This window comes from Segatella hominis (genome assembly GCF_019249725.2).
Taxonomy (GTDB): domain Bacteria; phylum Bacteroidota; class Bacteroidia; order Bacteroidales; family Bacteroidaceae; genus Prevotella.
This window is the reverse complement of the sequence record NZ_CP137559.1, coordinates 1,506,014-1,520,216: the sequence shown is the minus strand read 5'-3', so window position 1 is coordinate 1,520,216 and position 14,203 is coordinate 1,506,014. Positions and strand designations below refer to the sequence as shown.

At 47.0% G+C, this 14,203-nt stretch carries 12 protein-coding genes; all 12 read right to left on the bottom strand.

The genetic code is table 11. The features are described from left to right. Nucleotides 1-20: 20 nt before the first annotated feature. On the bottom strand, nucleotides 21-530 hold the full coding sequence (locus KUA50_RS06290; RefSeq protein ID WP_218456633.1) for a methylated-DNA--[protein]-cysteine S-methyltransferase: 510 nt from the start codon (nucleotides 528-530) through the stop codon (nucleotides 21-23). 27 nt (nucleotides 531-557) lie between these two features. Next, a complete protein-coding gene (locus KUA50_RS06285) occupies nucleotides 558-944 on the bottom strand; it encodes a VOC family protein (protein ID WP_022110289.1) in 387 nt (128 codons plus the stop codon). A gap of 84 nt (nucleotides 945-1,028) precedes the next feature. Next, on the bottom strand, nucleotides 1,029-2,201 hold the full coding sequence (locus tag KUA50_RS06280) for an MFS transporter (RefSeq protein WP_218456632.1): 1,173 nt from the start codon (nucleotides 2,199-2,201) through the stop codon (nucleotides 1,029-1,031). A gap of 8 nt (nucleotides 2,202-2,209) precedes the next feature. Further along, nucleotides 2,210-2,896 carry a YhcH/YjgK/YiaL family protein gene (locus tag KUA50_RS06275; RefSeq protein ID WP_218456631.1) on the bottom strand — a complete coding sequence of 229 codons (687 nt, stop codon included), beginning with the start codon at nucleotides 2,894-2,896 and terminating at the stop codon, nucleotides 2,210-2,212. 177 nt (nucleotides 2,897-3,073) lie between these two features. Next, nucleotides 3,074-3,517, bottom strand: a complete 444-nt coding sequence (gene rpiB / locus KUA50_RS06270; RefSeq protein ID WP_118119112.1) for a ribose 5-phosphate isomerase B — start codon at nucleotides 3,515-3,517, stop codon at nucleotides 3,074-3,076. 118 nt (nucleotides 3,518-3,635) lie between these two features. Further along, nucleotides 3,636-5,657 (bottom strand): transketolase family protein, encoded by a 2,022-nt coding sequence (locus KUA50_RS06265; protein WP_218456630.1) that lies wholly within the window; start codon nucleotides 5,655-5,657, stop codon nucleotides 3,636-3,638. Nucleotides 5,658-5,804: 147 nt separating this feature from the next. After that, nucleotides 5,805-7,379, bottom strand: a complete 1,575-nt coding sequence (locus tag KUA50_RS06260; protein WP_218456629.1) for an alpha-N-arabinofuranosidase — start codon at nucleotides 7,377-7,379, stop codon at nucleotides 5,805-5,807. A 158-nt stretch (nucleotides 7,380-7,537) separates the two neighbouring features. Next, nucleotides 7,538-9,130 (bottom strand): xylulokinase, encoded by a 1,593-nt coding sequence (locus KUA50_RS06255; protein WP_218456628.1) that lies wholly within the window; start codon nucleotides 9,128-9,130, stop codon nucleotides 7,538-7,540. Between the two features lie 91 nt (nucleotides 9,131-9,221). Next, complete coding sequence (gene araA, locus KUA50_RS06250) at nucleotides 9,222-10,763, bottom strand: L-arabinose isomerase (protein ID WP_218456627.1); 1,542 nt, start codon at nucleotides 10,761-10,763, stop codon at nucleotides 9,222-9,224. A gap of 48 nt (nucleotides 10,764-10,811) precedes the next feature. Then, entirely contained in the window at nucleotides 10,812-11,513 is a 702-nt protein-coding gene (locus KUA50_RS06245; RefSeq protein ID WP_022111244.1) for an L-ribulose-5-phosphate 4-epimerase, read from the bottom strand. A 70-nt stretch (nucleotides 11,514-11,583) separates the two neighbouring features. Beyond that, nucleotides 11,584-12,264 carry an NUDIX hydrolase gene (locus tag KUA50_RS06240; RefSeq protein WP_022111245.1) on the bottom strand — a complete coding sequence of 227 codons (681 nt, stop codon included), beginning with the start codon at nucleotides 12,262-12,264 and terminating at the stop codon, nucleotides 11,584-11,586. A gap of 192 nt (nucleotides 12,265-12,456) precedes the next feature. Further along, nucleotides 12,457-14,181, bottom strand: a complete 1,725-nt coding sequence (locus KUA50_RS06235; protein WP_218456626.1) for a sodium:solute symporter — start codon at nucleotides 14,179-14,181, stop codon at nucleotides 12,457-12,459. Nucleotides 14,182-14,203 lie beyond the last annotated feature (22 nt).

The following is a 14,203-nucleotide window of genomic DNA, read 5'->3' as shown; positions in this document are numbered from 1 at the left end:
TCTTATACAATTATTTAAAATCAACGTTTTTCAGTCTCCAGCTCCAGCAATATTCTCTTTGCTTCCAGTCCTCCGGCAAAGCCTGTCAGGGAACGATTACTGCCGATAACGCGATGGCAGGGGATGAGGATGCTGATGCCGTTGGCTCCGATAGCTCCAGCCACGGCTCTGACACAATTGGGATTGCCTATACTTTGAGCGATTTCCTTATAGCTTCTTGTCTCTCCGTAAGGTATATCGAGCAATGCATTCCATATTTTTTTCTGGAAATCTGTTCCTACAGGATGCAGCGGAACTTCGAATGACCTGCGGATGCCGGCAAAATATTCTTCCAGTTGCTGCTTGGTCTGTTCCAGGATAGGGGATGTTTCAATCTTGAAATCTGCGTTCATATACCTTGCAAGTCGAAGCTTATTGCGCTCTGCACATGGCATTTCATTCCAATCACAAAGACACAATTCATCACCCACTGATGCTAGAATTAACTCTCCACAGGGCGAGTTGTAATATTGGGTGTTTATTTGCTGCATTCTCTCAAATACGATTAAACGGAATCTTTATTTTTCATACAGTTCTATCGGCAAACCATCTGGGTCACTGAAGAATACAAATCGCTTGCCTGTATATTCATCCGTGCGTATAGGCTCATGTGCGATGCCTTTACTGTCAAGTTCATCAGTTGCCTCCGAAAGATCATCTACCTCAAAAGCAAGATGGCGCAGACCGGCTGCTTCCGGATAGGAAGGACGTGCAGGTGGGTTAGGGAAGGAGAATAACTCGATGACATAGTTGTCATCAAGCCAGCAGTCTGCCTTCCATGAGTCACGTCCTTCACGATAGTTTTCACTCACAATCTTCATTCCGAGCACATCTGTGTAGAAATGCTTGGATTTCTCATAGTCGGAGCAAATCACGGCTACATGATGGATCTTGTTTAGTTTCATATATATTGTACTTTTTTTGCAAAAATAATAAATCTTCTAAGATATTTTGTAATGTATTTTATATCACACTTTTATGAGGGACTTTTACTTTGTACTGCAAATAGTGATGCAGAGCGATATAGCTGCCAAGACGGCTCCTACTGCACATACACCCATCCAGCCTTCATGTGTCCAGGCTAATCCGGCACAATATGTGCCAAAGGAGCCACCAATAAAATAGGTGGTCATGAAAATGGTGTTGGCCCTGTTTGATGCTTCAGGCATTTCCTGAATGCAACCACTCTGATTACTTAGTTGCAGACATTGTAAACCGATGTCAACCAGAATAATAGCCACAATAAGTCCCATATAGGTGTCGCCAAAGAGATAAGCTGTGGTCCATGCTACAAGTTGCAGGCAGGCACCATAAAGGCTTAACTTTCTAATGCCCCATTGGTTCACAAGTTTACCCAATCCGCTTGCTGCTAATGCTCCAGCTATACCGCACATACCTAAGGTGCCCACCATCTCGCTACCCGAGAAGAATGGGGCTTGTGCCAAGCGGAAGGCGAGACAAGACCAGATGGCCATCATACTACCAAAACTGAAAGCTGCACGGATGGCATAGAGACGTATGCGAGCATTGTTGGCTACAATGTGAAAGACGCTTTTCATCAGCCCCCTATATGTTCCTACATAGTTGCTGTCTATCTGCGGCATAATCTTGAGCGTGAGAATCAGGCAGACTATCATGATGAGGGCTGCTATGATAAACATCTCGCGCCAGCCCAACCATTCGCCCACGTAACCGCTGACCACTCTGGAGGCAAGAATGCCCGTAAGCAGTCCCGACAGGACAATGCCCATGTTTCTGCCTTTATTTTTCTTTTCGGAATATTGTCCTGCTATAGGGATGAAGAATTGTGGAATGACTGAGCAGGCTCCCAGCAGGAGAGAGGCACCCCAAACAATCCATACCCTTTGAGAAAAAGCTATGAAAACGGCCATGACGGCTGCTACGGACATATTGATGACGATGATGCGGCGACGCGAGTAGAGGTCACCCATAGGAATCAGGAAACATAAGCCCAGCGCATAGCCTATCTGTGTGACAACGGTTATGAGATTAGCCTCATGTTGACTCACGCCCATGTCATGGCGAATCATCTCTAAGAGCGGTTGATTATAGTAGCAGTTTGCTACTGTGAGGCCCGCTATAACAGCCATCGTCAGCAACAAACTGCGCTCTATTCCTTTGTTTTCTTTCAATTGTTTCATTCTGCTAATCAATCTTTATAATCCACTTTGATGACAAGTACTCTGATGTCTTGATTGTCAGTATCATTGGCTACCTTGGCGATGTGCCAGTCGCGAGGGAAAAAGATGAAGAATTCATCTGGAGTACTGTCGTAGAACTTGGTACGGCACTTCTTGTAATCGTAGTGAATGACATCAGGACGGTACTTGCAGTTGGGTGTACTGGTATAGTGGTCGATGATGCCGAAACGCTCCACGCCCTTGACGACATACTGGAAATCAATGTGATGGTTGTGGCTTTCAGAACCGCGCTTTTCCAACGGATTGTTCTTGCTGTCCTCTACGCTGATGGTGAGTGATGAGCCGGGAATCTTGTGCTTGCCGCCAGGAATACTGAGCAAATCGGTTTTAGCAAGGTAGTCGAAGAGTGCCTTCCACTGTTCAGGATTCTTCTGATACTGAAGATAGAAATCCACGAGATTGACACTGTGGTGAGGGCGGGCTTTGGTAAAACCATTCTGCCAGACCCCTGATGCAGCCCATGCTTCTGCCTCCTTGATGAGTTGAGGGTTGTTGCCGTAATACTGGGTATAATAACCTTTCGCATTTTTGCCGCATGAAGACGGGGTTTTGCAGCAGGCTTTCTTGTTTTCTTGTGCTACTATTGCCAATGAAGAAGTGAGCAATAGAGCAATTCCAAAAATGATTTTTTTCATTGTTGTTCCGTTGATTATGTTGGGTTTGTCTTAATCGTTGCAAAGGTACATCAAAATCATGAGATGGCCAAGCAAAAAATAAAAAAAATGTGCTTATTTTCCATATTGGGAATAAGCACATTTTCTATGGGTTTACTGGTTCTTTTTGTTCATTTTCTCAAGAATCAGTTGGAATACTTACTTCTGAAGAGGAATCTTCTTGACACGACGCTCGTGGCGGCCACCTTCGAAGGAAGCAGAGAAGAACTCATCCATGATAGCCTCTGCAGTCTTGTTGTCGATGAAACGGCCTGGAAGTACCAAGACATTCGCATCATTATGCTGACGGATGAGATGAGCAATCTCCTTGTTCCATGCCAAACCAGCACGTACACCCTGATGCTTGTTCAAGGTCATGGAGATACCCTCGCCACTACCGCAGATACCGATACCAGGATAAACCTCGCCGCTCTCGATACCCTCACCAAGTGCATGACCGAAGTCTGGGTAGTCAACGCTTTCGTCGCTATATGTACCATAATCCTTTACAGGATAACCTTTCTTCTCCAAATACTGCAATACAAATTGTTTCATTGGGAAACCTGCGTGATCGCATGCAACTCCTACTGTCTTTACTTCCATAATCGTTAAAATTTAAAGGTTAGAACTTATTTATATGAAAAAAGGAGTCAGGTGAAGGAGGAAAAGGGTAGTCTGAAAACCCTCCAACTCCTTCACTTCTTACTCCTTTTTGTATTCTTTATGCCTCAGCCAAGAAAGCCTTTACCTGCTTGTAAACGTTCTCGCCTGTGTAACCGAGCTTCTCATCGAGCACCTTGTAAGGAGCTGAGAAACCGAAGCTCTCCATACCCCAAACCTTACCGTTGGCGCCTACGAGCCCCTCGAGAGTTACAGGAAGACCGGCAGTCATACCGAAGATCTTAGCGTTCTTTGGCAATACGCTCTCCTGATACTCCTTGCTCTGACCACGGAACAAGCCCTCTGATGGAGCACTTACCACGCGAACCTTGATGCCGTCGGCACGCAAAGCCTCGCAACCAGCCTCCAATGTAGAAACCTCAGAACCGCTAGCTACCAGGATAACGTCTGGATTCTCATCGCTTCCTGCTACGATGTAAGCACCCTTGGCTGCTTGCTCATAGTCTGTTCCCTCTGGCAACTTGGCAATGCCCTGGCGAGAGAAGATCAAAGCTGTAGGAGTCTCAACATTCTCCATAGCGAGCTTCCAGCAAACGGTAGTCTCGTCAGCATCAGCAGGACGGAATACGCGAACGCTGTCCTTGCCTGCGTGATTCTTCAATTTCTCCATCAAGCGGATCTGTGCCTCCTGCTCAACTGGCTCGTGAGTAGGTCCATCTTCACCAACGCGGAATGCATCGTGAGTCCAGATAAACTTAACAGGAACCTGCATCAGGGCAGCGATACGAACTGCTGGCTTCATATAATCAGAGAATACGAAGAATGTACCCATTGCTGCAACCACACCACCGTGGAGCATCATACCGATACACATATCAGCCATTGTCAACTCAGCAACACCTGCCTGGAAGAAAGCACCTGAGAAATCACCACGAACGATGCTCTTGGTCTTCTTCAAGAAACCATCTGTCTTATCTGAGTTAGAAAGGTCAGCAGATGCACAGATCATGTTAGGAACCTGCTCTGCCAAAACACCGAGACAAGCAGCAGAAGCAGCACGAGTAGCTGAACCAGCCTTCTGCTCAACCTTGCTCCAATCTACCTTAGGAGCCTTGCCGCTGAACCACTCATCCATCTGAGCAGCCTTCTCTGGGTTAGCCTTGCGCCACTCAGCCTCTGCAGCCTTGCGCTCAGCAACGATCTTCTTCAACTCCTCAGCACGCTTAGCGTAGATCTCCTTTACATCGTCGAAGATAACGAATGGGTTCTCAGGATCACCACCGAGGTGCTTGATAGTATTTACGTATGCGTCGCCACCGAGAGGAGCACCGTGAGTATTGATGCAAGCCTCGTAGCTTGTGCCGTCTGCGCGGAGGGCACCCTTACCCATTACAGTCTTACCGATGATGAGGGTAGGGCGATCCTGCTCCTTCTGGGCAGCATCGAGCGCCTCACGAATCTGAGCCACGTCGTTACCGTTGATCTTGATGACATTCCAGCCCCAAGCCTTGTACTTCATCTCAGTATCCTCGTTCATTACAACGCCACACTCTGTAGAGAGCTGGATGTCGTTAGAATCGTAGAACATGATGAGGTTGTTCAGACCGAGGTTACCGGCGATACGACCTACACCCTGAGAGATTTCCTCCTCTACAGCACCATCCGAAATGTATGCGTAGATCTTGTGCTGCATCATGGTTGAACCCAGACGAGCCTCGAGGAACTTCTCGGCAACAGCTGCACCAGCTGCGAGTGCATGACCCTGACCGAGAGGACCAGATGAGTTCTCAATACCACGCTCAAGGTCAAGCTCTGGGTGACCTGGAGTTACAGAACCCCACTGGCGGAACTGCTTGAGGTCTTCCATTGAGAAGAAACCACGCAAAGCCAAACCAGCATAGAGCATTGGGCTCATGTGACCTGGGTCGAGGAAGAAGCGGTCGCGGCCAGTCCATGTTGGATCTGCTGGATCATAAACCAGGTACTCAGAGAAGAGCACGTTGATGAAGTCAGAACCACCCATAGCACCACCTGGGTGACCAGAGTTTGCCTTTTCTACCATTGAAGCAGCCAAGATACGGATATTATCTGCTGCATGATTCATTACTTTAATGTCGTTCATAACACAAATTACTTTATTTTGTTATTATTGATTATTTTCTGCTGAAATATTCCTTTGACAATTCTGTTTCAGAATGTCGAACTGTTTGTTCATCAGCTCCTTATATGAAAAGAGCTGATGAATTTTAGATTTTACCCTACAAATATACTACTTTATTTTCAAAACTACGATAGATTTTGCAGGAATTTTAACCTTGAGGGTGTTTTTCTTGACTTTTGCATCCTTGAACACGGCAGGCTTCACTACCTCAGGGTGCTCAAAATCATTATAGTCGGTCACCTTCTTGCAAGAAAGAATCTGTCCGTTTACAGCCTTTGGAGCAGCTGCGCCATCCAGTTTGAACTCAACTTCCTGAGCCTTGTCAAGACTTACATTTGCAAGAGAAACCACGATGGTTCCGTCTGCCTTCTTGGCAGCAGATGTAGAAACCAGAGGAATCTTTCTGCCGTCCTTCGCATGACTGTCGCCACGAACGTCCATAGAATCACATTTCACATCCATCGGAAGGTAGGTTGCCTCCTGGAAATCCTTATACATATTGAATACGTGGTAGGTAGGAGTGAGTACCATGTGACCTGTACCCTTCGTATCTGTCAGAATCATTGACTGGAGAACGTTGACTACCTGAGCGATATTGGTCATACGGATTCGGTCGCAATGGCGATGGAAAACATTCAGTGAGAGCGCAGCTACAAAGGCATCGCGCATACTGTTCTGCTGATAGAGATGGCCCTTGATAGTGCCCGGTTCCTCATCCCACCAGGTTCCCCACTCATCGACCAGAAGACCGATTTGCTTCTTAGGGTCAGCCTTGTCCATGATGGCTTCGTGCTTCTTGATGACATCCTCAATGCCGAGGCACTTGCCCATGGTCCAGTAGTAATCGTCGTTGTCGAACTTGGTAGCCGAACCCTTGCTGCCTTCCCAGCCGGTTACTGTATAATAATGTAAGGAGATTCCGTTGGCACGATGACCAACACGGTCCATCAGCACCTTGGTCCAGTTGTAATCGTAGTCGCTGGCACCTGATGCAATCTTGTAGAGTTGGTTGCCATCGTAATTGCGACAATATACAGAGTAGCGGCGGTAGAGGTCTGAGTAATATTCAGGGCGCATGTTGCCACCGCATCCCCAACTCTCGTTGCCCACTCCGAGGTACTTTACCTTCCAAGCCTTGTCGCGACCGTTCTGTCGGCGGAGCTTAGCCATAGGTGTATCGCCGTCGCTGGTCATGTATTCTACCCACTTGGCAAGTTCCTCAACGGTTCCCGAACCCACGTTTCCGCTGATGTAAGGCTCGCAACCCAACATTTCGCAGAGATTCAGGAACTCGTGAGTACCGAAGGAATTGTCTTCGATGGTTCCACCCCAGTTGTTGTTTTGCATCTTAGGGCGTTTCTCACGTGGACCGATACCATCCATCCAGTGATATTCATCAGCGAAGCATCCTCCTGGCCATCTCAAAACAGGAACCTTCAGGTCCTTCAAGGCTTGGAGTACGTCGTTACGATAACCCTGAGTGTTGGGAATCTTAGAATCAGGACCCACCCAAAGTCCACCATAGATACAGCTACCGAGATGCTCGGCAAACTGACCATAGATTTCCTTGTAAATCTTCTGGGTGCCCTGATTGGCATGAATGGTACCTGTCACATCCTGAGCCTGGGCAGAGAACGCAACGGTTGTTGATAATAACATAGTTGCAATAAGTCTGTTCATCATCGTTTTTGTTGTTTTAATTTTTTAGGTTTCCATATATGATATTATCCCCTATATATAATAAGGTATATTTCCTTATCTTATTAAAACGAATCTCATCTTGCGATAAGATGCGTTTTAAAAAATACGTTTGTGAGGGAAAAATCCCCCACAAACTCATTTTATTTCTTATTGGCTACAGCTGCCTGTTCGATGGCAAGACCTGCCTTATAGGTCTCAATATATGCATCGAAACCAGCTACGTCTTCTGCTGTAGGTGCAATTTCTACACCAGTATTTCCTGCGAATACCTTCTTGTCGAGGTAATCAGCCAGACTCAGCTTCTCATCGTTGTTAACGAGATAGCCTGCGAGCAGAGCGATACCCCAGGCACCACCTTCGCCTGCTGTCTCCATTACAGAGATAGGAGAGTTGATGGCTGCAGCGAGGATGCGCTGACCTACACCCTTGGTCTTGAACAAACCGCCATGACCTGTGATGCGATCTACCTGCACCTTCTCGTCCTTGAACAATACATCGTTACCAATCTTCAATACAGCTACTGAAGCGTAGAGGTTGGCACGCATGAAGTTGGCGAGGTTGAAGTGGTCGTTGGCTGAACGAACGAACATAGGGCGACCTTCAGCCAAACCTGTTACAGGCTCACCAGAGATATAGTTGTAAGCAATCAAGCCGCCGCAATCTGCATCGCCCTCAAGAGCGTGGTTGTAGAGCTTGCCGAATACCTCGTTCATATCCACAGGTACACCGAGCAACTCCTGATACTGCTTGAACAAACCAACCCAAGCGTTGAGGTCGGAAGTACAGTTGTTGCAGTGAACCATGGCTACAGGACTACCATCTGGAGTTGTCACCATATCAATTACTTCGTAAGGTTTGCTCAAGGCTTTCTCCAATACAATCATAGAGAAAGAAGAAGTACCTGCACTTACGTTACCAGTGCGCTGACGAACAGCGTTGGTAGCTACCATACCAGTACCTGCATCACCCTCTGGAGGGCAGAGAGGAGTACCAGCCTGGAGAGTTCCAGATGGGTCGAGCTTCTTCGCACCTTCCTCGGTCAGAACACCAGCGTCTTCGCCTGCGTTCAATACCTCTGGCAGGATGTCGAGAATCTTCCAGCCCAAGTTCTTAGGCTCGATAAGCTTATCGAACTTAGCTACCATCTCGGCATCGTAGTTGTTGGTGTTGGAATCGATAGGGAGCATACCAGATGCATCGCCTACGCCCAAAACCTTCTTGCCTGTGAGCTGCCAGTGGATGTAACCGGCGAGCGTGGTGAGGAAGTCAATCTTGTTGATGTGCTCCTCACCGTTCAGGATAGCCTGATAAACGTGAGAGATGCTCCAACGCAATGGGATGTTGAAGTGGAAGAGTTCTGAAAGCTCGGCTGCAGCCTGGGCTGTGTTGGTGTTACGCCAGGTGCGGAAAGGAACGAGGATGTTCTCATCCTTGCCGAAAGCCATGTAACCGTGCATCATCGCAGAGATACCGATGGCAGCCAACTGCTTGATTTCGCAGTCGTACTCAGCCTTCACGTTCTTGCGGAGGTCGGCGTAGCAATCCTGCAAGCCTTTCCAAATGGTGTCGATGCTGTAGGTCCACAAACCATCAACCAACTGGTTTTCCCACTCAAAGCTACCCTGTGCGATAGGGTTGTTGTCGGTGTCAATCAAGACAGCCTTGATTCGGGTAGAACCAAACTCGATACCGAGAATGGCCTTACCTGATTCTATAATAGTTTTTGCGCTCATTATTCTTTTATTCTTTAATGTAAAGAACAAAGGGTAAAGCCTTGAAAATCATTTGAATTCTTCACTCTTCGTTCTTCACTCTTCACTTAAATTATCTCAATGCTTTGTTGAGCATGTAATAAATCTCGTTGTTGCGGAGCTGCTGCTTGAAGCTGCTGATAGTTGTGTTCTTGTCGATGTTAACGAACTCAATACCCAGAATCTCGCAGAAGTCCTCCCAGTACTCAGCAGTGATATCGTAAGAGAATGCACTGTGGTGTGTACCACCAGCGAGGATCCAAGCGCCTGCACCAATCTCGAATGTTGGCTGTGGAACCCAGAGAGCTGAAGCTACAGGGAGCTTAGGCATTGCCTTTGGCTCGATGCACTCTACTTCACTTGCGATGAGACGGAAGCGGTTGCCGAGGTCAACTACTGTTGCTTTAACACCCTTACCTGTCTTAGATGTGAATACGAGGCGAGCTGTCTGCTGCTTGCGGATACCGATGCCGAGGAAGTGAACCTCGAGCTTTGGCTTGTCTGTTGCAATCAATGGGCAAACCTCGAGCATGTGGCTCTGGAGGCTAGATGTGCGGTCCGCTGCGAAGTTGAGTGTGTAGTCCTCGAGGAATGAGCAACCCTTCTCCAAGCCCTGGTTCATAACCCAGAGTGTGCGATAGAGGCAAGCTGTCTTCCAGTCACCCTCTGCACCGAAACCGTAACCCTCTGCCATCAGGCGCTGTGAAGCCAAACCTGGAATCTGGTCGAAACCGCAGAAGTTTGGATCGTCGACGTCTGCATCGCCGAGGTCGTCGAAGTTTGTAGTGAATGCTACTGCGTTCTCATCCTTCAATACGCGACGGAGAGCAATCTCAGCTTTAGCTGCATTCTTCACTTTCTCCCAATATACTTCCTCGCCTGACTCATCTATCTTGATGGTGTATTCCTTCTTGTACTCCTCAACGAGAGCATCAGCCTCAGCATCAGTTACCTTCTTGTAGTACTCCATGAGTGAAGATACAGGATAGTAATCTACGTGGTAACCCATGCGCTGCTCGAACTCTACGCGGTCGCCATCTGTTACGGCTACGTTGTTCATATTCATACCGAACATCAAGCAGCGTACGTTGTGAGCATCAGCAACACCTGCTGCTACGCGAGCCCATGTTGCAATCTGCTTCTGAGCCTCTTCGCTCTTCCAGTAACCTACTACTACCTTTCTTGGAATGCGCATACGAGTGCAGATATGGCCGAACTCGATATCGCCGTGAGCAGACTGGTTGAGGTTCATGAAGTCCATATCGATAGAATCCCAAGGGAGTTCTGCGTTATATTGTGTATGGAAATGGAGGAGTGGCTTCTCGAGAGCCTGCAAGCCCTTGATCCACATCTTAGCAGGAGAGAAGGTGTGCATCCATGTGATGATACCTACACATTTATTGTCGTTGTTGGCAGCCTTCATTACAGCCTCAACCTCTACAGAAGAGTTAGCTGTGCCTTTGTAAACCACCTTGATAGGGATGATGCCACTGTTGTTGAGACCATCTACCATGTCCTTAGAGTGACCATCTACTATCTTAACTGTCTCACCTCCGTAAAGAAGTTGTGCACCAGTTACAAACCAAACCTCTAAATTTTCAAATGCTTTAATCATGATTGTTGTTGTTATATTGTTAGTTTATTATTATTTTTTTCTTCGGAATTATTTCTTCTTTTTCTGACCGTAGTAGGCATTAGGACCATGCTTGCGGCTGAAGTGCTTCTCTACGAGCAGCGGATTCATGGTAGTATTTGGGTTCACGCTGAAAGAGATGAACGCCATTTTGGCTACCTGCTCTGCTACTACTGCGTGGTAAACAGCTTCGTCTGCATCTTTACCCCATGTAAAAGGACCATGGTTCTTCACCAACACACCTGGAGTATGAACAGGATTGATATTGTCCTTTTTGAAACGGTCAACGATCACTACGCCTGTATTGTGCTCATACTCAGCCATCATATCTTCAGTCATGGCCTCGGTGCAAGGGATGCAGTCGTGGAAATAGTCAGCATGTGTAGTACCGATATTTGGAATATCCATGCCAGCCTGAGCCCAAGCTGTAGCATATGTGGAATGTGTATGTACCACACCGCCCAACTCTGGGAAAGCACGGTAGAGAACCAAATGGGTAGGAGTATCAGATGAAGGATTCAAATCACCTTCTACTACTTTGCCTGTTTCCAAGTCAACTACTACCATGTCGCTGGCTTTCATGTTGTCATAACTTACACCTGATGGTTTGATGACAACGAGACCTTTCTCACGGTCGATGCCACTTACATTTCCCCATGTGAAGAGCACAAGGTTGTGTTTTACAAGGTCAAGATTAGCCTTGAACACTTTTTCTTTCAATTCTTCTAACATAGTTTTATGTCCTTTTTATTAATTGTTGTATATTTAGTTTCGAATAATTTTCTATCTTAATGGCTTTCTATTACTTCAGGTTGAAATACGGATCTTGTTCGTATGCTTTCTTGTTGAAGCGATAGAGAGCAGCTCCTCTTTTAGAGGATATCTTGTCGATAAGTTCAGTCTTCTCTATGAAGTCGATATCCTTGATACGCTTACGGAAGTTGCGCTTATCGATTTCTTCACCCATCACGGCCTCAAAAACATGCTGCAACTGTGTAAGGGTGAACAGTTCTGGAAGCAACTTGAAACTCAACGGCTCATTGTTGATGCGGCGGCGAATTTGTGATATCGCATTTTGAATCATCTGGTTGTGGTCGGAATACAACTTAGGGAGTTCATTCAGATTTACCCATTCCAAACCATATCTTATTCTGAGAGAATCATCATAATCTTTTACGTTGATGAGAGCGCAATAGGCGATAGAGATGACACGCTCGCCTGGGTCACGGTCAATACGACCGAATGCGCCTACCTGTCGGATGTATAATCCCTTCATACCTGTCAAATCCAGAATGACACGATTGGCTGCATCCTCCAAAGTTTCGTTCTGACCTACGAAGCCTCCATAGAGAGACCATTCTCCACGACCTGGATCCATCTGGCGCTTGCCGATGAGCAATTGCAACTGGCTTCCGTTGAAACCGAAAATGATACAGTCAACAGAAACGAGGACTTTGGAATGTTCGTTATAAAATTGTGTCATGATGTTTTGATTTTTGATGATTATTATCGTTTGGCTTTTTACAGCCTTTATTTCTTTGAATGTCTTTTTTAGAATAGTAAAAAGTGGTTGTCTTTTTAGTTCAAGTCTGCCTCCTTCAGGACTTGCCTATAAGGAGACAGACTTGTGTGATATTTGTATTGTTCGCCAGAGTCAGCCTGGCGAAAATGCTTTTTACCAGAAATATGCGTAGAATGCAGCGCAGAGGCCGATTACTACGATTGTACCAATGATATCGAACGCACCCCAGCTCTCACGGATAGACTTCTTGAAGTCGGATGTGAAGGTGATTGCCTCTACCTGCTCCTTGCTTGGGGCTGGAGTGAAGCAGCTCACGACTACCATGAAGATGATAAGGAAGACGAGCAGCCAGCACTCGAATACGAGCCAGTTGGTCTGCCAGAACCATGCGGTATAATCCCAGAACGCACCATCCATTGTTGCCTTACCAGTATCGGTAATGACGTTGGTAACGAGGCGGAGCATACCGATGAGGAAACCGGTAATCATGGTGTATTCGCCTGCCTTTGGAGTAATCTTCTTGAAGAAAATACCCATCGCAAATACGGCTACCATAGCTGGAGCCAGGAGTGACTGGATACCCTGGAGATAATTGTACAATGTATCCATCTTCATCATGATTGGCAACCAGGCAAAACCGAGAATTACAACTACTACGGTAGCGATACGGCCAACGAGTACGTAGTGAGCCTCAGACATTCCCTTCTTCAATGGCTTGTAGAAGTCCTCGGTGAAGAGGGTAGCACAGCTGTTGAAGAATGCTGCCAATGAAGCAACGAGTGCGCAGATGAAACCGATGGTTACGATTCCCTTGATACCTGCAGGAAGCACGGTCTTTACCATGATGGCGAAGGCTGCATCAGTCTCGTTCATCTGGATTGCGCCCTTCTGAGCCAAGGCAGCTGCAATCATACCTGGAATGAGGAACATGAAGCAAGGGAGAACCTTGAAGAAACCGGCTGCGATAGTACCGCGGCGGGCACGCTTCATTACCTCTACGTTGCTTTCGCCAGGAACCTGACCGAGTACACGCTGAACGATATGCTGGTCAGTACACCAGTACCAGAAACCAATGATGGTTGCACCAATGAATACTACGAAACCTGGATACTCCTGATACATTGAGTCACCTGCCTCCCAGTGGAACATGTGGGTTGTTCCGTAGCCGTTGTTCAACTTGCCGCAGTAGTCCATCATATCTGCCCAACCTGCAGAGACGCTTCCACCGCCGAGGGTAGAGAGACCGAGGAAGAGCACGAGGAATGAACCGATGACGAGGATAGGAGTCTGGATGGTTGACAGAGTCATTACACCCTTCATTCCGCCGAATACGGTGAAGATGGTGGTGAGGATGATCAAACCGATAGCACCTACCCAGAAATTCAAGCCCCAGAGATACTCGAAGAAGATACCACCTGTAAGTGCGGTAACGCTCACTTTGGTGAGAATGTAAGCAACGAGTGTGATGATAGAGAGCCATGAACCTGTACGCTGAGTATAGCGGAACTTCAGGAAGTCAGGCATGGTGATGATCTTACCCATCTTGTTGATGAGCAACTGATAGAAAGGTACGAACAACCAACCGAGGATGAGGATCATCCAACCCTGCATCTCCCAGTGAGCCATTCCGACACCACTCTTGGCACCTGTACCAGCAAGACCCACGAGGTGCTCTGAACCGATGTTGGCTGCGAAGATAGCCATACCGATAACATACCATGGCTCGCCCTTACCGAAGAGGTAAGCAGAAGAGTCTTCGCCCTTCTGAGCCTTTCTGTCTTTCACAATCGCATGCCATACTGCCCAAATAACGCCAACTACACCAATGGCGAGTACTGTCCAATCCAGCCATACGAATTCTGTTGAATTCCAATTCATAATTTTACTATAAGATTGTTGT